The 19415-nt window shown below is 72.3% G+C and carries 20 protein-coding genes; 12 read left to right on the top strand and 8 right to left on the bottom strand.

Going from position 1 to position 19415, the window contains the following annotated elements:
- Positions 1–202: 202 nt before the first annotated feature.
- The 3 genes from ABZW32_RS09935 (at position 203) to ABZW32_RS09925 (ending at position 3510) form a co-directional block, all read left to right on the top strand.
- Positions 203–952 (top strand): TetR/AcrR family transcriptional regulator, encoded by a 750-nt coding sequence (locus ABZW32_RS09935; protein WP_356213740.1) that lies wholly within the window; start codon positions 203–205, stop codon positions 950–952.
- Between the two features lie 100 nt (positions 953–1052).
- Positions 1053–2597: an MFS transporter gene (locus tag ABZW32_RS09930; RefSeq protein ID WP_356213738.1), complete on the top strand. Its 1545-nt coding sequence runs from the start codon at positions 1053–1055 to the stop codon at positions 2595–2597.
- A gap of 130 nt (positions 2598–2727) precedes the next feature.
- Positions 2728–3510 (top strand): class III extradiol ring-cleavage dioxygenase, encoded by a 783-nt coding sequence (locus ABZW32_RS09925; RefSeq protein WP_356213736.1) that lies wholly within the window; start codon positions 2728–2730, stop codon positions 3508–3510.
- Between the two features lie 7 nt (positions 3511–3517).
- On the opposite strand, the gene ABZW32_RS09920 is transcribed toward ABZW32_RS09925, so the two are convergent.
- On the bottom strand, positions 3518–4162 hold the full coding sequence (locus ABZW32_RS09920) for a Uma2 family endonuclease (protein WP_356213734.1): 645 nt from the start codon (positions 4160–4162) through the stop codon (positions 3518–3520).
- 552 nt (positions 4163–4714) lie between these two features.
- Here ABZW32_RS09920 and ABZW32_RS09915 point away from each other — a divergent pair.
- Positions 4715–5692 (top strand): sigma-70 family RNA polymerase sigma factor, encoded by a 978-nt coding sequence (locus tag ABZW32_RS09915; protein ID WP_356213732.1) that lies wholly within the window; start codon positions 4715–4717, stop codon positions 5690–5692.
- Positions 5693–5758: 66 nt separating this feature from the next.
- On the opposite strand, the gene ABZW32_RS09910 is transcribed toward ABZW32_RS09915, so the two are convergent.
- Positions 5759–6754: a YafY family protein gene (locus ABZW32_RS09910; RefSeq protein WP_356213730.1), complete on the bottom strand. Its 996-nt coding sequence runs from the start codon at positions 6752–6754 to the stop codon at positions 5759–5761.
- A gap of 194 nt (positions 6755–6948) precedes the next feature.
- On the opposite strand from ABZW32_RS09910, the gene ABZW32_RS09905 reads away from it, so the two are divergent.
- From ABZW32_RS09905 to pfkB, 3 genes are all read left to right on the top strand, one after another.
- On the top strand, positions 6949–8394 hold the full coding sequence (locus ABZW32_RS09905; RefSeq protein WP_356213944.1) for an MFS transporter: 1446 nt from the start codon (positions 6949–6951) through the stop codon (positions 8392–8394).
- Between the two features lie 155 nt (positions 8395–8549).
- Positions 8550–9317 (top strand): DeoR/GlpR family DNA-binding transcription regulator, encoded by a 768-nt coding sequence (locus ABZW32_RS09900; protein ID WP_356213728.1) that lies wholly within the window; start codon positions 8550–8552, stop codon positions 9315–9317.
- Positions 9314–10255, top strand: a complete 942-nt coding sequence (gene pfkB, locus ABZW32_RS09895) for a 1-phosphofructokinase (protein ID WP_356213726.1) — start codon at positions 9314–9316, stop codon at positions 10253–10255. Before ABZW32_RS09900 ends, pfkB begins: the two co-directional genes overlap by 4 nt.
- A 100-nt stretch (positions 10256–10355) precedes the next feature.
- On the opposite strand, the gene ABZW32_RS09890 is transcribed toward pfkB, so the two are convergent.
- Positions 10356–11129: a DUF6227 family protein gene (locus ABZW32_RS09890; RefSeq protein WP_356213724.1), complete on the bottom strand. Its 774-nt coding sequence runs from the start codon at positions 11127–11129 to the stop codon at positions 10356–10358.
- Between the two features lie 198 nt (positions 11130–11327).
- Here ABZW32_RS09890 and ABZW32_RS09885 point away from each other — a divergent pair, with 198 nt between their 5' ends.
- Positions 11328–11963, top strand: a complete 636-nt coding sequence (locus ABZW32_RS09885; RefSeq protein WP_356213942.1) for a vitamin K epoxide reductase family protein — start codon at positions 11328–11330, stop codon at positions 11961–11963.
- Between the two features lie 105 nt (positions 11964–12068).
- Here ABZW32_RS09885 and ABZW32_RS09880 read toward each other — a convergent pair whose 3' ends face one another.
- Entirely contained in the window at positions 12069–12479 is a 411-nt protein-coding gene (locus ABZW32_RS09880) for a rodlin (RefSeq protein WP_356213722.1), read from the bottom strand.
- A gap of 279 nt (positions 12480–12758) precedes the next feature.
- Here ABZW32_RS09880 and ABZW32_RS09875 point away from each other — a divergent pair, with 279 nt between their 5' ends.
- Complete coding sequence (locus ABZW32_RS09875; RefSeq protein ID WP_356213720.1) at positions 12759–13229, top strand: hypothetical protein; 471 nt, start codon at positions 12759–12761, stop codon at positions 13227–13229.
- Between the two features lie 156 nt (positions 13230–13385).
- Positions 13386–13628 (top strand): chaplin, encoded by a 243-nt coding sequence (locus tag ABZW32_RS09870; RefSeq protein ID WP_356213718.1) that lies wholly within the window; start codon positions 13386–13388, stop codon positions 13626–13628.
- Between the two features lie 83 nt (positions 13629–13711).
- Here ABZW32_RS09870 and ABZW32_RS09865 read toward each other — a convergent pair whose 3' ends face one another.
- The 4 genes from ABZW32_RS09865 to ABZW32_RS09850 form a co-directional block, all read right to left on the bottom strand.
- A complete protein-coding gene (locus ABZW32_RS09865; RefSeq protein WP_356213716.1) occupies positions 13712–14056 on the bottom strand; it encodes a hypothetical protein in 345 nt (114 codons plus the stop codon).
- A 195-nt stretch (positions 14057–14251) separates the two neighbouring features.
- Complete coding sequence (locus ABZW32_RS09860; protein WP_356213714.1) at positions 14252–15547, bottom strand: chaplin; 1296 nt, start codon at positions 15545–15547, stop codon at positions 14252–14254.
- Between the two features lie 120 nt (positions 15548–15667).
- A complete protein-coding gene (locus ABZW32_RS09855; RefSeq protein ID WP_256462242.1) occupies positions 15668–15859 on the bottom strand; it encodes a chaplin in 192 nt (63 codons plus the stop codon).
- A gap of 282 nt (positions 15860–16141) precedes the next feature.
- On the bottom strand, positions 16142–16552 hold the full coding sequence (locus ABZW32_RS09850; protein ID WP_356213712.1) for a rodlin: 411 nt from the start codon (positions 16550–16552) through the stop codon (positions 16142–16144).
- Positions 16553–16973: 421 nt separating this feature from the next.
- Here ABZW32_RS09850 and ABZW32_RS09845 point away from each other — a divergent pair, with 421 nt between their 5' ends.
- Together ABZW32_RS09845 and ABZW32_RS09840 are read left to right on the top strand one after the other, a co-directional pair.
- Positions 16974–18089: a DUF3344 domain-containing protein gene (locus ABZW32_RS09845; protein ID WP_356213710.1), complete on the top strand. Its 1116-nt coding sequence runs from the start codon at positions 16974–16976 to the stop codon at positions 18087–18089.
- Positions 18090–18171: 82 nt separating this feature from the next.
- A complete protein-coding gene (locus ABZW32_RS09840; RefSeq protein WP_356213708.1) occupies positions 18172–19311 on the top strand; it encodes a glycosyltransferase in 1140 nt (379 codons plus the stop codon).
- The last annotated feature ends 104 nt before the right edge of the window (positions 19312–19415 follow it).

Raw genomic sequence — 19415 nt, 5'->3', positions numbered from 1 at the left:
TCGGCCGCGGCGCACCCGCCCGTCGGAAGCGCCCAAACGAGACGAAACAGCCCAAATTTATATGTGATCGGGGTCACACTCAAGAGTGAAATAACCGGGGACGCAATCCCCGTTTGCATGGGAGTCCCGCTAACCGGGGACCGGCTCCCCGTTTGGTGGTGCCGATTGACCCGTACGAGTCCCAGCCCCAGGGAGGCCCCGGATGAAGAGCTCCAGCCGTACGCCGGCGACCGCCCCCGAGGCGTCCGCGGACCTCGACGCCCCCGCCACCCGCTCGGCCGCGACCCCCGCCACCCGCTCCGCCGCGACCGCCGCCACGGCCCCCGGCCGGGTCCCGAAGCCCCGCGCCGACGCCGTGCGCAACCGGGAGCGGATCCTGGCGGCGGCCCGCGAGATGCTGGTGGAAACCGGCGTGGAGGCCCCGCTCGACGAGATCGCCCGCCGGGCGGGCGTCGGCAACGCCACCCTCTACCGGCACTTCCCCGACCGGGCCGCCCTCGTCCACCACGTGGTGCTCTACGTGATGGACCGGGTCACGGCCCAGGCCGAGGACTCCCTGGCCGAGGAGCCGGACGCCTTCGCCGCGCTCTGCCGCTTCACGCACGCCGCGGCCGACGAGCGGATCGGCGCCCTGTGTCCCATGCTCTCCACCGACTTCGACCGCGAGCACCCCGAACTCCTGGCCGCCCGTGACGCGTTGGGAGTGGCCGTGGAGGGCCTGGTCGCCGCCGGCCAGCGCGACGGGCTGCTGCGCACCGACATCGGCGTGGGTGACCTGATGGTGGCCCTGTCCCAGCTCAGCCGCCCCCTGCCGGGGACGGACTGCATGGGCGCGGACCGCTTCGTCCACCGCCACCTCCAGCTCTTCCTCGACGGGCTGCGGGCTCCGGCCCGCTCTCAACTGCCCGGCACCGCAACCACGTTGCAAGACCTGCGGCGTAAAACCATGTGACGCGGCCACCCGGCGTCCCCTAGCTTCGATATCGCAATTCGGTCTTTTCGTTTCTCAGTAGTTGTTTTCAGTCATTCCGCACAGTGAAGTGGGTACCCCCATGTCCAAAACAGCCGCGGCCCCCGCGCCGGCCGGCGCCGATCCCAGTCGCTGGAAGACCCTGGTCTTCATCGCGCTGGCGCAGCTGATGGTCGTCCTCGACGCGACCATCGTGAACATCGCGCTCCCCTCCGCCCAGACCGACCTCGGCATCTCGGACGGCAACCGCCAGTGGGTCATCACCGCGTACGCGCTGGCCTTCGGCGGACTGCTGCTCTTCGGCGGCCGCATCGCCGACAAGTGGGGCCGCAAGAACGCCTTCATCACCGGCCTCGCCGGCTTCGCCCTGGCCTCCGCGCTGGGCGGCGCGGCGACCGGTGAGGCGATGATGCTGGGCGCCCGCGCCCTGCAGGGCGCCTTCGGCGCGCTGCTCGCCCCGGCCGCGCTCTCCCTGCTGGCCGTCACCTTCACCGACGCCAAGGAGCGCGCCAAGGCCTTCGGCATCTACGGGGCGATCGCGGGCGGCGGCGGCGCCGTCGGCCTGATCCTCGGCGGCTTCCTCACCGAGTACCTCAACTGGCGCTGGACCTTCTTCGTCAACATCCCCTTCGCGATCGTCGCGGCCGCCGGTGCCTGGATGGTCATCCGCGAGCCGGCCGGCTCCCGCAACAGCGCCCGCCTCGACGTCCCGGGCGTGATCCTCTCGACCCTCGGACTGGTCTCGCTCGTCTACGGGTTCACCCGCGCCGAGTCCGCGGGCTGGTCGGACGGGATCACCGTGTCCCTGTTCATCGCCTCCGCCGCGCTGCTGCTGGCCTTCGTGGCCGTCGAGTCCAAGGTGAAGTCCCCGCTGCTGCCGCTGCGCGTACTGCTGGAGCGCAACCGCGGCGGCGTCTACCTCTCGCTGGGCCTCGCCGTCATCGCGATGTTCGGCCTGTTCCTCTTCCTCACCTACTACCTCCAGGTCGTGAAGGGCTTCTCGCCGGTCAAGACCGGATTCGCCTTCCTGCCGATGATCGCGGGCATGATCACGGGCTCCACCCAGATCGGCGCCCGCCTGATGACCCGCGTCGCGCCGCGGCTGCTGATGGGGCCGGGCTTCCTGCTCGCCGCCACCGGCATGCTGCTGCTGACCCAGCTGGAGGTCGGCTCCTCCTACCCGGCGCTGATCCTGCCGGCGCAGCTGCTGCTGGGCCTGGGCATGGGCACCGCCTTCATGCCGGCCATGTCCCTGGCCACGTACGGGGTGAACCCGGCCGACGCCGGCGTCGCCTCGGCCATGGTCAACACCTCCCAGCAGGTCGGCGGCGCGATCGGCACCGCCCTGCTGAACACCATCGCCGCCTCGGCGACCACCGCGTACCTGACCGACCACGCGGCGCAGGCCGCGGCGGGCGGCGCGGCCGGGAAGCTGGTCCAGGCCCAGGCCATGGTGGAGGGCTACTCCGCCGCCATCTGGTGGGCCGTCGGCATCCTGGCGATCAGCGCGACCATCGCGTTCACCCTGATCAACACGGGCCGTCCCGGCTCCGGCGGTCCGGTGGCCGGCGGCGAGGGCGCCGGCTCCGAGGAGGCCGAGCTCAAGGTCCCGGTGATCGCCCACTGACGGGGCCCCGCCGGTACGGGAATGACTGATCACCCCGCTTCGTTCAAATTTGAACGAAGCGGGGTTAGTCTTTGTGGGGCGGTACCGCACCGCCCGCCGCGGCCCCGCGCCGATGACCGAGGAGCGCCCGATGACCACCGCCACCCCCCGCATGCCGGCGCTGTACCTCAGTCACGGGGCCCCGCCGCTCGCCGACGACCCGCTCTGGCCGTCCGAGCTCGCCGCCTGGTCCGCCGGCCTGCCCCGGCCGCGCGCGATCCTGATGGTCTCCGCCCACTGGGAGGAAGCCCCGCTCGCCCTCGGCGCCGTCGAACCGGTGCCGCTCGTCTACGACTTCTGGGGCTTCCCCGAGCACTACTACCGCGTGCGCTACGGGGCTCCCGGCGCCCCGGAGCTGGCCGCCTCGGTCCGCAAGCTGCTGCGGGCCCCCGGCACCCCCGTCCAGGACATCCCGGACCGCGGCCTGGACCACGGCGCGTACGTCCCGCTGGTGGAGATGTACCCGGACGCCGACATACCGGTGCTCCAGATATCCCTGCCCACCCTGGACCCGGCCCGGCTCATGGACCTCGGCCGCAAGCTGGCCCCGCTGCGCGACGAGGGAGTGCTGATCGTCGGCAGCGGCTTCTTCACCCACAACCTGGCCGCCCTGCGGCACACCGGCCCCGGCGTGCCCGGCTGGTCGGCGGAGTTCGACGCGTGGGGCCGCGAGGCCCTGGACGCCGGCGACGTGGACGCCCTGCTCGACTTCGAGGCCAAATCCCCGGCGGGCCGCCTCGCCCACCCCCGCACGGAACACTTCGCCCCGCTCTTCGTCACCCTCGGCGCCGCCGAAGCCGACCTCGGCGCCCAGCGGACCCCGGTCGACGGCTTCTGGATGGGCCTCTCGAAGCGCTCCCTCCAGTTCGGCTAGGCCACGGCTAGGCCCCCCGGCGGGGCCCGGTGATCTCCTCGCCGATGGTGAACCCCTTGGCGGGACCCTCCGGCACGGTGGCGCCGGACCCGTAGGCGGTCCTGACCTCGTCGGCGTAGATGGCCGCCTCGGGATCGGGCGCGCTGAGCACGGTGACGGTGCCGCCGTCGTCGTGGTCGTCGATCAGGACGTACACGGGGATCCCCGCGCGCGCGTAGGCGCGGCGCTTGCGGGTGCGGTCGCGGGTGATGCCGTCACCGCCGGGGGAGACGACCTCGACGATCAGACGGACGGCCGAGGCCTCGATCCCGAGGCCGTCCTCGGTGACGTGCTCCTCGGCGTCCTCCAGGGTGATGAACACGTCGGGGATCCACGCCTCGCGGCCGTGGATGACGTTCATGTCCTGGTACGCGGCGAACTCTCCGCCGGTCAGAAACGCGTCCAGGGCACGGCGCAGCCTGTTCGAGGCCTGTCCGTGTGCGTAGCGGCCCGTGGGTGACACCTCGATGAACCCCTCGATGATCTCGGCGCGGTAGCCCTCGGGGAGTTCCATGGCCTTCCATGCCTGCCACAGGACGTCGTCCAGGTCCGACGGGGGAGTCGTGACCCTCGGCATTGCGGCCTCCAGCGTCTCGTGGGCGAGAGCGGTCATGGTTCAGCACCTCCTTCAGTGTGGGCGTCGCCGACCGGGCGGCACAAGCGACCCCCCGACGCTAGGGAGCGGTGTCCCGTGCCGGTGGGATATGCCGAAAGCTCACCCGGACGGGTTGGGGGCGGGAGCCCGTCAGTAGCGATTTATCCCACTTGTGACGTATTCGGGCATTCGCTCGCCAGTCCAGGCAACCGGAGGCCGGTGCGCCCCGTCTTCAGGGGTGGAAGTGCGGCCGGGAGTGCGTCGCACCCGGGTGAAAGGCGTCGTACGGATGTGACGACGGTCTCACGGGTGTGGCGGTCACGCCGACGGGCGAGGGTGTGCGCGATGACCTTCGTCCCCGCTCTGACCTGCGCCTCCACGGGCTCTCGCATCGGTCCTGTCAGCTCCGCGTAAAGGATGGCGGGGCAGGATACTGCAAGATCTCGGAAAACAGGGACCGGCTGGGGAATTCTGTCCCGATTCCAGTCGTTGTTTCCTTCGGAAGCGGGCACTCGGGAGAGTGTCCGAGGACGCACCGCGACCGACTCACCGCATCGCAAGGGAGCACGCATGGCAACCCGCGCCGTCGCCCGTCGTCAGTCCACGAGCAGCGCCCGCGCTGTGGGCGGGGAGATCGCCGATCGCGACCTGGTCGGCATGTACCTCGACGAGATCGCGCGCACCCCGCTGCTCGACGCCGCCAGGGAAGTGGAGCTCTCGCAGATCATCGAGGCGGGCGTCTATGCCCGGCAGATCCTCGACGAGGCGACCGACCGCGAGGGGGAGGCCCCCGCGCGCGAGGAGCTGGAGGCCCTGGCCGCCGAGGGCGAGCGCGCCAAGGAAGTCTTCATCCGTTCCAACCTCCGCCTGGTCGTGGCCGTCGCCCGCCGCTATCCGCGCAGTGGGCTGCCCCTCCTCGACCTCATCCAGGAGGGCAACGCCGGCCTGGTCCGCGCCGTCGAGAAGTTCGACTACGCCAAGGGCTTCAAGTTCTCCACGTACGCCACGTGGTGGATCCGCCAGGCCATCACCCGCTCCATCGCCGACCAGTCCCGCACCATCCGCCTCCCCGTCCACCTGGTCGAGGAACTCGGCCGGATCCGCCGGGTGCAGCGCGAGTTCAACCGCGAGAACGGCCGCGACCCGGAGCACGCCGAGATCGCCGCCGAACTCGAATCCACCGAGAAGCGCGTCGGCGACGTCCTGGACTGGGCGCGTGACCCGGTCAGCCTCAACATGTCCGTGGACGACGAGGGTGACACCCAGTTCGGCGACCTGCTGGAGGACACCTCGGCGATCTCGCCCGAGCAGTCCGTGCTCTCGCTGCTGCGCAGCGAGGAACTGGAGGACCTCCTCGGCAAGCTGGACCAGCGCACGGCGTCCATCATCAAGATGCGGTACGGAATCGAGGACGGCCGCGAACGGACCCTGACGGAGGTCGGCAAGCAGCACGGCCTCACCCGCGAGAGGATCCGGCAGATCGAGAAGCACGCGCTGCTCGAACTCAAGCGCATGGCCCGCGACACCGGCTTCGACGCCGTGGCCTGACCGGCCAGCGTCCCGCCCCCCCGGACGAGCCCCGGCACCTAACCCCCCCCAGGTGCCGGGGCTCCCTCATTCCGGTTCCGCCCCCGCCCGCTCCCCCTCCGATGCCGGGCCGCCTGCCCCCGCCCCCGCACCCGCCGCCAGCCGGTCGGCCAGCGTCCGGGCGCTGCGCGCCAGGAACTCCGGCCCCCGCACCGTGAACGGCACCCCCGTCAGCGCCAGCCGCGCCGCCACCCACTCCGGGGCGTCCCCGCTCTCGAAGCGGACCAGGGAGCCCTCCCCCTCCGCCACGGCCGTCTCGCGCAGCCACCCCGGCAGCTCCCGCGGCGGCGCCGCGAAGGACACCTCGACCGGGTACGTCTCCCCGCCCCGCAGCCCGCGCCGCACGAACGCGGCCGCGTCCATGGGCAGCTCCCGCGGGACGAACCGGGCCCCCGTCGCGAACGGTTCGCTCACCCGGTCCACGCGGAAGGTCCGCCAGTCCTCCCGCTCCAGGTCGTAGGCCACCAGGTACCAGCGGCTGCCGGTGCTCACCAGCCGGTACGGCTCCACCAGCCGCCGCGTAGCGGCCCCGTCCCGCGCCCGGTAGGCGAACCGCAGCCGCTCCGGGCCGGCCACCGCCCCCGCCATCGTCGTCAGCGTGCGCGGGTCCACGCTCGGGCCGTCGCCCCGCGTCAGCGCGACCGTCGCCGACTGCAGGGCGCCCACCCGGTGCCGCAGCCGGGCCGGAAGGACCTGTTCCAGCTTCGCCAGGGCCCGTACGGAGGCCTCCTCCACCCCCTCGATCGCGTGTCCGGCGCCCGCCCGCAGCCCCACCGCGATCGCCACCGCCTCCTCGTCGTCGAGCAGCAGCGGCGGCATCGCGGCGCCCGCCACCAGCCGGTACCCGCCCTCCGCGCCCCGCGAGGCCTCCACCGGGTACCCGAGGTCGCGCAGCCGCTCGATGTCCCGCCGGATCGTCCGCGCGCTCACCTCCAGCCGGACCGCCAGCTCGCTGCCCGGCCATTCGCGGGGGGTCTGGAGCAGGGACAGCAGGGTGAGCAGCCGGGCAGGGGTGTCGTTCATGGAGCCAGATTGCCAGCGAATGCGGACACCATCTGACCTACATCCCGTCTAGGTTTCTCTCCATGAGCACCGAGACGTCCAAGACATCGCCCGAAAGAACGAACGGGCCCGTACGAGAAGAGCGGAACGCCGCCCCGGCAGAAGCAACCGGCTCCCCCGCCGACCCGCGCCGCTGGCTGGCGCTCGCCATCGTGATGACCGCGGCCTTCATGGACCTGGTCGACGTCACGATCGTCAACATCGCGATACCGAGCATGCGCCAGGACTTCGGCGCCTCCACCAGCGCGATCCAGTGGATCACCGCCGGGTACGCCCTCGCCTTCGCGGCGGGCCTGATCACGGGCGGCCGTCTCGGCGACATCTACGGCCGCAAGCGCCTCTTCCTCCTCGGCGTCGCCGGCTTCACGGCCGCCTCGCTGCTCTGCGGCATCGCCGCCGACCCCTCCATGCTCGTCGCCTCCCGCATCCTCCAGGGCGCCATGGCGGCGATGATGGTCCCGCAGGTCCTGGCGATCATCCACGTCACCTTCCCGCCGCACGAGCGGGGCAAGGCCTTCGGCATGTTCGGCGCGATCATCGGCCTCGGTGCCGTCTCGGGCCCGATGCTCGGCGCGCTGCTCACCGAGTGGAACATCTTCGGCCTCGAATGGCGCCCGATCTTCCTGATCAACCTGCCCGTCGGCATCGCCGCCATCCTCATGGGCCGCAGGTTCATCACCGAGTCCAAGGCCCCCAAGGCCCTGCGCCTCGACCTGGTCGGCGTCGTGCTCGCCACCCTCGCGCTGGTCATGCTGATCTTCCCGCTCACCCACGGCCGGGAGAACGACTGGCCGCTGTGGGGCTTCGTCTGCATGGGACTCGCGCCCGTCGTCTTCGCCGCGTTCGTCCTCTACGAGAAGTACAAGATCCGCAAGGACGGCTCCCCGCTCGTCGAGCTCTCCCTCTTCAAGGTCAAGAGCTTCGCCGGCGGCATCGCCGTCCAGCTGACCTTCGGCATCGCGACCGGCATCTTCTTCCTCGTCTGGACGCTCTACATGCAGATGGGCCTCGGCTGGAGCGCCCTGCGCGCCGGCACCACCGGCATCCCCTTCTCGATCGCCGTCTCGGTCGCCGCGGGCATCTCCGTCCAGAAGCTCGTCCCGCGCTTCGGCCGCAAGGTGCTCCAGGCGGGCGCGCTGCTCATGGCCGCCGGTCTGCTCCTCTACATCTGGGAGTCCGACCACTACGGCATGGGCATCGCGTCCTGGCAGATGGCGGCCCCGCTGATCGTCATGGGCCTGGGCATGGGCCTGATCGTGGCGCCGCTGACCGACACCGTGCTCTCCCAGGTGCCGCGCGAGCACGCCGGATCGGCCTCCGGCCTGATCAACACCACCGGCCAGATGGGCAACGCCCTCGGCCTCGGCCTGACCTCCGTCGTCTTCTTCGGTGTGCTCGACGACGACATGATCTACGGCCCGCCCTACGTCGAGGCCTTCCGCAGCGCCCTGTGGTGGGTCGTGGCGGTCCTCGTCCTGATCTTCGCGGTGATGTTCCTGCTGCCGCGCAAGCAGGTCTCGATGGCCGACCAGCAGCGCGAGTACGAGAACGGGAGCGGCGGCGAGGACGCGGTCGCCCCGGCCCCGGCCCCGGCCGTCTAGACCCCGGGCCCCGGCCGTCCAGGCCCAGGGCCCCGCGCACGGACATGCCCGCCCCCACAGGCGGGCATGTCCGTTTAGTTTGGTTTTATCCCTCATGTGCGGGTACCGTCGGAGGCAAGGTCACACAACCGGGCATCGAACGGACGTAAACCCACATGTACGCACCCGAGCGCCAGCAGGAGATCCTGCGCCTCGCCCGCGAAGCCGGACGGGTCGACGTGCTCTCCCTCGCCGAGCGGTTCCAGGTCACCTCCGAGACCGTCCGCCGCGACCTCACCGCCCTCGACCGCGCCGGACTGCTGCGCCGCGTGCACGGCGGGGCCATCCCGGCCGGCCGGCTCGGCTTCGAGCCCGACCTCACCTCCCGCGAGACCGCCGCCCCCGACGAGAAGGACCGCATCGCGGCCGCCGCCCTCGCCCGGCTCCCCATCGGCGGCAGCGTCATCCTCGACGCCGGCAGCACCGTCGCCCGGGTCGCGGCCGCGATGGCCCGCATGGAGACGCTCACGCTCACCGTGGTCACCCACGCCCTGCCCGTGGCCGCCGGACTCGCCGACCACGCCGGCGTCGACCTCCACCTCGTCGGGGGCCGCGTCCGCCACCGCACCCTCGCGGCCGTCGACGCCTGGGCCCTGCGCGCCTACTCCGAGATCCGCGCCGACGTCCTCTTCCTCGCGACCAACGGCTTCACCGCCGAGGTCGGCCTGACCACCCCCGACCCCGCCGAGGCCGCCGTCAAACGCGCCGCGATCGCCGCCGCCCGCCGGGTGGTGCTCCTCGCCGACTCCGCCAAGGCCGGCCAGGAGCGCTTCTCCCGCTTCGGCTCCTTCGCGGACGTGGACGTCCTCATCACCGATACCGGGCTCGACCCGGCCCACCAGGCCCCGATCGAGGCCGCCGGTACGGAAGTCGTGCTCGTATGATCCTCACCGTCACCCCCAACCCCTCCCTCGACCGGACCTACGAGGTGCCCGCACTGGTCCGGGGCGAGGTGCACCGCACCGCCGGGGAGCGCGTCGACCCCGGCGGCAAGGGGGTCAACGTCGCACGGGCCGTCGTCGCGGCCGGCGTGCACGCCACCGCCGTCCTCCCGCTCGGCGGCGCCTCCGGCGCCCTGCTCGCCGAACTCCTCGGCGCGCAGGGCGTGGACGTCACCGCCGTCTCCATCGCCGGAAGCACCCGGTCGAACATCGCGGTCGCCGAACCCGACGGAACCCTCACGAAGGTCAACTGCGCGGGTCCGGAACTCACCCCCGCCGAATCCGCCCTCCTCCTCGACACCGTGCGCACCTGCCCGGCCGACGCCGCCTGGATCGCCTGCTGCGGCAGCCTGCCGCGCGGCCTGGAGCCGCAGTGGTACGCCGAGATCGTCACCCGCGCCCATCAGGCGGGCGCCCGCATCGCCGTCGACACCTCCGGGGCCGCCCTGCTGGCCTCCCTGAAGGCCCGCCCGGACGTCGTCAAGCCCAACGCGGCGGAGCTCGCCGAAGCGGTGGGCCGCCCCCTGGCCACCCTGGGGGACGCGGTCAAGGCCGCCGAGGAACTGGTCGGCCTCGGCGCGGGTGCCGTCCTGGCCTCCCTCGGCGGACACGGCCAGCTCCTGGTCTCCCGGGACGGGGCCTTCCACGGAACCGCCCCCGTCGCGGCGGTCCGCAGCGACGTCGGCGCCGGCGACGCCTCCCTGGCCGGCTTCCTGATTGCGGGAGGCGCGGGCCCCGCCGCCCTCGCCTCGGCGCTCGCCCACGGGGCGGCCGCCGTACAGCTCCCGGGCAGCGCCGTGCCGACGCCCGCGGACCTGCGCCCGGACGCGGTCCGCGTCACCGCGGACCCGCCGCTGGACCTCCCCCTGACCGAAGCCTGACCGCAGACGGGCCGCAGGCGGGCCGGAGCCCGACCGGAGGCGGACCGCGGACGGCCCGAAGGCGGAAGACCGAGCGGAGGCGGGGGAGTCCGGCCCGGGGCTAGCGGACCCGGGTCCGCAGCTTCATCGCCCCGCGCGCGGCGGCCTCGCTCTCGTAGACCTCGCACATGTGGCGGCCGTCCGGCGTGGCCGTGTGCTCGACCTCCCACAGGCTGAGCTCCGTCCCGTCGAGCAGCACGAAGGAGTGCTCGTACAGGCTGAAACCGGCGTCCCGGCCGTCGGCCAGGCACTGGCGGCCGCCGAACGCCTGGGTGATCTGGTGCGCGTAGGCCGAGCGCAGCAACGCCGCCACCCGCTCACCGGGGCGGTCGGCGTTCTCCGCCCGGCGCAGCACCCGGCGGGCGTGGTCGGCGGACTGCTCCACCGTGTACTCGCGGTGCCGCTCCCGGGGCGACGGAGCGGCGAACAGGGCGCCGAGGAGCGCCAGATCGCCGTCGAGGCCGTCCTCGTCCCCGCCGTCCCCGAGCGGTGACAGCACGGCGTCCGACGGGGTCTCACCGAATATCCGGGCCACGGCGAGCCGGAGTTCGTCCTTGCCCGCGTACACCTCGCACCGGGTGCCGCGGTCGCCCTTCAGCCGGTAGGCCAGCTCCCAGAGGGAGACGGCGGCGCCGTCGGGCAGCAGGTAGGTGTGCCGGTGGGTCTCCCGCCACAGCCCCGCCGAGGGGCTGTGGTGCGTGGTGTACAGCGAAGAGCTGTGGGCGAGCGCCGCCCCCAGGCGCTCGACCAGCGGGTCCGGGAGGTCGAAGGAGTTGAGGGCGCGGCCCAGGAGTCGCTCGAGGTGCGCCTCGGTTGTCTCGTACGGATCGCTCAAGGTGGGTCTCCAGGCCGTCGCAGCTTGTCACTTCGCGGAAGCACAACGTAGCCCCTGGCTCTGACATCACGTCCGGGGTTCGGTAAAACGTCCGGGAAGTATCAGGGGTTCCCGCCACACCTTCAGGTCAACTTGCGCACGGTTGGTCAGGGTTGGCGGCACTATGTGGCGATCGGGGGGAATATGGGCGGCATGGCAATGAATACAGTGAGCGTCCCGCGCCAGCAGCGCCGCTCCGGCAACCTCCCCGAGTGTGAACCGGCCCCGCCGTCACGGGCGTTGGCCTGGCTGCTGGCCGCCACCGGGGCCGCCGGACTGCTGGCCTCCTGGGTGATCACCCTCGACAAGTTCCTCCTGCTGGAGGACCCGGACTTCAAGCCCGCGTGCAGCCTCAACCCGGTGGTCTCCTGCGGCAGCGTGATGAAGAGCGAGCAGGCCGCCGCGTTCGGCTTCCCCAACCCGATGCTCGGGCTGGCCTGCTACGCCGTCGTGGTCTGCGTGGCCGCGGGCCTGCTGGCCGGGGCCCGCTACCGGGGCTGGTTCTGGCTGGGACTGAACGCCGGCACCCTCTTCGGGACCGGCTTCTGCGCCTGGCTGATGGTGCAGTCGCTCTACGAGATCAACGCCCTGTGCCTGTGGTGCTGCCTGGCCTGGACGGCGACGCTGCTGATGTTCTGGGCGGTCACGGCGTACAACGTCCGTACGGGGATCTTGCCCGCCCCGGGCCCGCTGCGGACCTTCTTCGCCGACTTCGGCTGGGCGCCGCCCGCGCTGCACCTGGGCGTGATCGGCATGCTGATCCTCACCCGGTGGTGGGACTTCTGGACGGGCTGACCGGCGGCTGCGCACATGCGGGGGCCCCGGCGGCTGGACGCCGCCGGGGCCCCGTCACTTTGCTCCACGGGCGCCGTGGCCCTGACCGGGAGGGGGAGCGGGAAATCAGCTGCCGACGGAGGCGTTGCCGGACAGCACGGGGATGTTGTCGAGGATGTGCGAGAGCGGCTCGTCACCCTTGGCCTGGGTGGAGTTCTCGGTGCACTGCTGGTTCTGCGGGTTGGACAGGACGTTGATGTCCTGGACGCCGATGTTGAGCAGGGCCACCAGCGACTGGGCGTTGACCTTGGCGGGCAGGGCGATGCAGGGCTTGTTCAGGCTGCCCTGGACCAGGCCGAGCTGCGGGCTCAGGTCGCCCTCGGTCTTCTGGTTGCCGTAGATCTGGGAGGCGCCGTTGCCGTTGACGGTGTTGATCCCGTTGTCGTTCCCGATGGCCATGGCCGGGGTCGCGATGGCGGCGCCCGCCCCGACGGCGACGGCGGAGACCGCGGCGGCGGTCATGATCTTCTTGAACATCACTGTCCTTCTTTCGCACGAGTGCCCACGTGTGGAGCGCCCTGGTCAACTGGCCCGCCGGGGGGTTGGTTCCGCCCCTTCACTCAATCGGCCCGTTCTCGGGGCGCTTTTCCCCGGCCCGGGTGAGGCCGCTCCGGACGCCTGCGCGAAGCCCGTACGCAGCCCCTGGCGCCGGCCGCGCGCCCGAGGTCCGGTTGCGCTCCGTACGAGGTGTTCGCACGGTGGGTGAAGAAGCGGATCAATTTGTTCCGTTTTCGTGCGACCACAGAAGGACACTCCATGCACCGCACCAAGCCGTTCCGCGCCCGCGTCCTCGTCCCGTCGGCCCTCGCGGTCGTCATACTGTCCGGCGCGGCCGCCCCCGCGGGCGCCGCGGACGGTTCCGGTGCCTCCGTCACGGAACGGGTGGCTTCCGTGCGGCGGCAGGTGGACCGGATCGAGGAGCGGGTCGCGGCCGGCCCGATCGACGACCTCCTCGCAGGCCTCACCAAGACGCTGGAGGACCTCCTCAAGTCCCTTACGGGCCTGCTGCCCGCCGGGGTGAGCCTGCCGCCGATCCAACTGCCGAAACTGCCCGCCCTGCCGGACATCCCGGGCCTGCCGGACCTCAAGCTCCCGTCGATCGAACTCCCCAAGCTCCCGGTCACGGTTCCGGCCCTGCCGGCCACTCCGGCCGTCCCCCCGGTGGGCACCCTGGTTCCCGCGATCCCGCCGATCCCGGCGATTCCCGACATTCCGCTGAGCAACTAGCCCGCGCGGACGGCGGGTTCCGGGTCCGATGGTTACGACTATTGGGCTGAACAGGTCAGATCCGGCCCGGAACCGTGTCGTCCCGGGTGGTGGACCGTTTCGCTCGGTGTGAGCCCCGGGATCGGGGCAGGACATCGAAGAGAAGGTGCACTTCCCATGAACTCTGCTGCCAAGAAGGCCGCCGTGGCCCTGGCCTCCGCCGGTCTCGCCGTTGCCGGTGCCGCGGGCGCCGCTTCCGCCGACTCCTCGGCCGAAGGCGCGGCCGTGGGTTCCCCCGGTGTTCTCTCGGGCAACCTGGCCCAGGTCCCGGTCCACATCCCGGTCAACGTCTGCGGCAACTCCGTGAACGTCGTCGGCCTGCTGAACCCCGCGTTCGGCAACGTCTGCGTCAACGACTGACGTACGCACGTCCCAGTCGGCACCACGTGACCGTGGGCGCCCCGGCCTCGCCGGTGGCGCCCACAGTCATGTCCGGGGCCGGTTCACTGACCGCCGTTGAGCTTCACCCCGCCGAGCAGCGGGGAGGCCTGGGTGGCGCCGTTCGCCAGACCGAGGACCTCGCCGGGGGCGTTGTTGCGGATGGTGTTGACCTTCTGCACGGTGCCGACGGCCTTGTCGACCGTCTGACCCTGCTCGGCCAGACCGTTGCCCACCGTCTGGGGGAGCGACTCGGTGACGGGACCCGCGGCGTTCAGCACCTCGGTCAGCCCGCCCGTCGCGCTCATGGGGGGCATCGAGGCCGGCGCGTCGGCGGCGAAGGCGGGGGTCGCGGCACCGAGGGCGGCGACGGAGCCGACGACGACGGCGGCGACCTGGGAGAGCTTCATTATCGAAATCCTTTTCTTTTCGTGGGCGGAGGCATCGGCGGCGCCCGTCGCGCCGCTTTCGCCCTGGGTAACGATTACCCGCCGCCACGGAAACGCGGACCGGGCACACGGCAGCGGCCGGAGAATCCGTCAAGGGATTCTCCGGCCGATATTTCTTGCGATTCTTCCGACTCTTCCGATTACCGGTATTCCCGGTCAGGCGATCCGGGACCGCCGGTACAGGATCGCGCCGCCGAGGACCAGGGCCGTGGCGAGGGCCGCCGCGGCTCCGGCCTGCCCGGCCCCGGTCGCGGCCAGCTCCGGGGCCGTCGCGAGGGCGGGTGCGGGAGCCGTCGCCGGGACCGGCGCGGGGGCGGCCGTCACGGGGGGAGCCGGCGCGGGGACGGGAGCCGGCACCGGGGGCAGGTGCACCGGGACGTCACCGGCGGGGGCCGCCGGAGGCTGGTCGGCCGCGGGCACGGTCTCCGCGACCGGTACGGGGGCGGGCGCGGGGCGCTCCACCGGCAGGCTGCCGTGCGGCGGCCGGGGAGCGGGCGCCTCCTCCTGCGCGGCGGGGGGCGCGGGGGCCGGCGCCGGGACGGGCGCGGGGAGGGTGTGCGGCTGCTCCCCGGGCTGCTCCCCGGGCTGATCCTTGGGCTGCTCCTCGGGCAGCGGGGGCCGGGGAGCCTCCTGCGCCGGGGCCGGGGCCGGGGCCGGGACGGGCGCCGGGAGCGTGTGCGGCTGCTCCTGCTCCTGCGGCCGCGGGGCGGGAGCCTGCGCTGCCGGGACGTGCGGTGCCGGAGCCGGTGCCGGATGGTCCGCGGCCGGCGCCGGGCGGGGCGCGGGGTGCGGGTGCGGCTGGGGCTTCGGCAGGGGCTTGGGCTGCGGGTGGTGCGGGGCGGGTGCGGGCGGGGCCGGGTGGGGTGCGGGGTTCTCGGCGTGGGGCGCGGGGTGCGGGGAGTGGTCGTCGCACTCCTCCTCGCCCTGCGGGCCGCGGTCCTCGTCGGCGGGGCCGCCGTAGCCGCCCCGGTCCTCGTGCCGGTCCTGCTGCGGGCGGGGTGCCGCGTGCCGCGGGGCGTGCGCGCGGGGCTCCTCGTGGCCCCCGCCCCCGTAGCCGCGTTCCTCGTCCTGGCGCTGCGCGGGCAGGGCGTGCCGGCCGCCCCGCTGCTGCTCGCGCTCGTCGAGGTAGCGCTCCAGGGCCGCGGAGCTTTCGGGGCTGAGGTAGCGCTCGTAGTCGTGGCCGGCGTCGGAGCCGGTCGTGTTGACGCAGGTGTTCCCCATCGCGGGGTTGAGCGCCGCACCCCCGTCCACGCTGTTGCCGCACACGTTGGGCGCGAACGTGATCGGTACCGAGACGCTGTTGCCGGACAGCACGCCCGGCGAATGAGAGGCCTCGGACATCGCCCCGGGATGCGCGTAGGCCGCGCCGGCCGCGATCGACAGCAGGCTGGAGGCGGCCGCCGCCGTGAGCACCCCCTTGCCGAGTACCTGTCGGCTCAGTACCTGTCGCATGGGTCTTTCCCTGTCTACCGGCGCGGGGGCCGGTGCTCAATCGAAGACGGCCTCGGAGTGCACCGCCGTGCACTCCGAGGCCACCCGAGGAGGTCTGCCCTGGTGGGCACAGGCGCTGCGTCAGGCGTTGACGCAGGTGTTGCCGAACGCGGGGTTCAGCAGCGCGATCACGTTGACGGTGTTGCCGCAGACGTTCACCGGGACGTGCACCGGGACCTGGACGAGGTTGCCGGACAGGACGCCCGGGGAGCCGACGGCCTGACCCGCGGCGCCCGCGTCAGCCATGGCGGGGGCGGCGGCACCGGCGGCCATCAGGATGCCGGCGGCCAGGACGACTGCCTTCTTGTAGGTCATTTGATTTCAATCCTTCCCGCAGAGGTGTATCCGCTGCACAAATAACAACGAGCGGTCGGGGAAAAAGAAACCGGGATTTTCCGGAGGGTGTGGACGAATTCACTCCGATGGTCCGGCCGCTCGTCCGTGCAATTTCCGCCCCTATTTGCGGTGGCGGAATTGACGCGGGCCCGGCATGCGGCGAGGCCGCCGCGCCCCGGGGGTGCGGCGGCCTCGCTGGCGCGGGGCGCTGGGGTGCGGTCAGCTGCCGGCGGAGGCGTTGCCGGAGAGGATCGGGATGTTGTCCAGGATGTGCGAGAGGGCCTCGTCGCCCTTGGCCTGGGTGGAGTTCTCGGTGCACTGCTGGTTCTGCGGGCTGGACAGGACCGGGATGTCCTGGACGCCGACGTTGACGAGGGCCAGCACCGACTGGACGTTGGCCTTGGCCGGCAGGGCGATGCAGGGCTTGTTGAAGGAGCCCTGGATCAGCGCCATCTGCGGGCTCATGTTGCCGTAGGTGGCCTGGTTGCCGTAGATCTGCGCGGAGTTGTTGCCGTTCACGGTGTTGATGCCGTTGTCGTTCCCGATGGCCATCGCCTGCGGGGCCATGGCGGCACCGAGACCCACGACGGAGGCGGCAACCGCTGCGCCGGCCACAAACTTCTTGATCATTATCGTCCCTTTTTTGCAGGATTGCCCGGTACAGGAGCACCCGGATCAACGGCCCGCCCCCGGCCCGGGTTGCGTGACTTCACTCGGATGCCGCCGTTTCGGACGGCGCGGTTGACGCTCAGGCGTTCACGCGGGCGTCGCCGAACGGGAGCTGGGCGAGGGGCCGGGCGGGGGGCTGGGCGAGGGGCCGGGCGGGGCGGCCGCGCCGACGGCCGTGGTGGTGCCGCGCGCCGGCGTCTTCCCCCTCCTCGTTTTCCCTTTCGGTTCGAACGACGGTGCAACCCATAACGACCCGCCCGGCGCCAGGGTGCGATTCATCGCCCAAAAGGCCGTACGAGCGAGTCCGGCGTGATTTCCAGGCTGATTTCTGACAAAGTGCACTCCTGTTTTGTCCCCTTGATCGAAAATGGAGACAGGCGTCATGGGTTCCTCCCGCAGAATCCTCGGCACAGTCGGCCTGCTGTCCTGCCTCACGCTTTCCGCACTCGTCCCCGTGGCGGAGGCCGCCGCGCCCCCGGCCCCTCCCGCCGCCGTCCGTGAATCACCCCGGATCCCCTTCACGCAGCGTTACCAGGCGGTCCAGCACGGCGGCCTGGTACGGGCCTCCAACTCCTCGATCAGCTGCCGTTCGGCCGAGTCCCCCCAGGCCGAGCCGTGCCCTGAGGTGCAGAAGGGGGCGGCCGGGGTCAACAGCGACTTCGAGATGTTCTACGACGAGGTCGACAAGGATCCCGACACCTACAACTCCACCCGGGCCGAACTCAAGGTGCCGCAGGGCGCGAAGGTCTCGTACGCCCGGCTGTACTGGGGCGGCAACCTGCGCGTGGGCGAGCAGAAGCCGCCCGAGGACAACGGCCGGGTGCTGGTGGCCGAACCGGGCGGCGCCTACAAGGCGGTGCTCGCCGACACCGTCGTCGGCCACCACACCGACGCGGGCAGCGATGCCTATCAGGCCTCCGCCGACGTGACCCCGATGGTGCGCAGGGGCGGCGCCGGGATGTGGACGGTCGCCCAGCTCAACATCGCCATGGGGCACTCCGAGGTGGGTGCCTGGGGCGGCTGGACCCTGGTCGTGGCGTACGAGAACCCCGGGGAGCCGCTGCGCCGGATCTCCCTGTGGGACGGCTTCGAGTCGCTGACCGCCGGGGCCGGGGAGGCCGCCGGGGAGACGGTGGAGATCGCGGGGCTGAACGCGCCGGCCGGGGCGAGCGGACGCGCCGGGGTGGTGGCGTACGACGGGGACCGCGGGACCCTCGGGGACTCACTCACGGTGACCGCCGACAGTGGTCGCCGGATCAGTATCAGCGATGCCGAAAACCCCTTCAATGATGTGATGAATTCTACTATCACAGAATTCGGACGTCCCTCGTTCGTGCGACAGCCCGAACATATGAATAACCTCGGATATGACGCGGACGTGTTCGATCTGAGCCCCGCCCTGTCCGGGGGCGCCCACACTCTGAACTTCAGGTTCACGGGCGAAAGCCAGGGTCAATTCCTCGGTGTGCTCTTCGTTCAGACAGACGCGCGCCGCTGAACGCAGGAGACCACTCCCCGTGCGGAAAAAGTCCTCACCAGCCCCCACACCTTCCCCGGAGCCCTTGACCGTCCTGCACCTCGTGCAGCCCGTAGACGGCGGAGTCGCCCGGGTCGTCACCGACCTCGTACGGGCCCAGACCGCAGCCGGACTGCGGGTCCTCGTCGGCTGCCCGCCCGGCGGGCACCTCACCGACGACGCCCGCGCCGCCGGCGCCGAGGTGCTCACCTGGCGCGCCGGACGCTCCCCGGGCCCCGGCCTGCCCGCGGAAGTACTCGGCGCCGCCCGGCTGATCCGCCACGCCCGCCCCGACCTGCTGCACCTCCACAGCGCCAAGGCGGGACTGGCCGGGCGGATCGCCGTACGGGGCCGCGTACCCACCGTGTTCCAGCCGCACGCCTGGTCCTTCGACGCCGTCGGCGGCGCCACCGCCGCCCTCGCGCTGCGCTGGGAACGGGCCGGAGCCCGCTGGGCCGACCGGGTGCTCTGCGTCAGCGAGTCCGAACGCCGGGCCGGCCAGTCCGAAGGCGTCACCGCCCGCTGGTCCGTGATCCGCAACGGCGTCGACCTCGACCGCTTCCGCCCCGCCCACCGCGACCCGGACCGCGAACGCGCCGAGGCGCGGGCCGCCCTCCCCCTGCCCGCCGCCCTCACCGGCGACGGCCCGCTCGCCGTCTGCGTCGGCCGGCTCTGCCCCCAGAAGGGCCAGGACGTCCTGCTGCGCGCCTGGCCCGAACTGCTGGGCAACGTCCCGGGCGCCCGCCTCGCCCTCGTCGGCGACGGACCCGACGCCGAGCGGCTGCGCCGCGCCGCCCCGCCCGGCGTGCACTTCGCGGGGGCCGCGGCGGACATCCGCCCGTGGCTTCGGGCCGCCGATCTCGTTGTACTGCCGTCGCGGTGGGAAGGCATGGCGCTCGCCCCGCTCGAAGCCATGGCCTGCGGCCGCCCGGTCCTGGTCTCCGACGTCAGCGGTGCCCGGGAGAGCCTGCCGCCCGGCCAGGGACGGCTCTGCCTGGTACCGCCGGAGGACCCGACGGCACTGGCCAAGGCCCTGGGACGGCTGCTCACCGAACCGCGGCTGCTCACCGAACTCGGGGAGCAGGCCCAGCAGCACGCCCGGACGGAGTTCGACGTGCGGCGGACCACGGACGCGGTCACCGGCCTGTACCACGAACTGCTTGGCAGGCCCCGGCCCTTGAACCAGGAGAGCGTCAGCCGATGACGATGGACAGCGCACCCGCCCGGCACACGGGGCAGGGCGCCACGGCGCCCGCCGGCGGCGGCGCCTTCGCGCCCGCGCCACCCGCGGAAGCCCGCCGCACCGTG

The organism is Streptomyces sp. NPDC004667, from assembly GCF_040609475.1.
Classification (GTDB): Bacteria; Actinomycetota; Actinomycetes; order Streptomycetales; family Streptomycetaceae; genus Streptomyces.
Note: the sequence above shows the minus strand (reverse complement) of the source record. Positions and strands in the feature narration are given on the sequence as shown.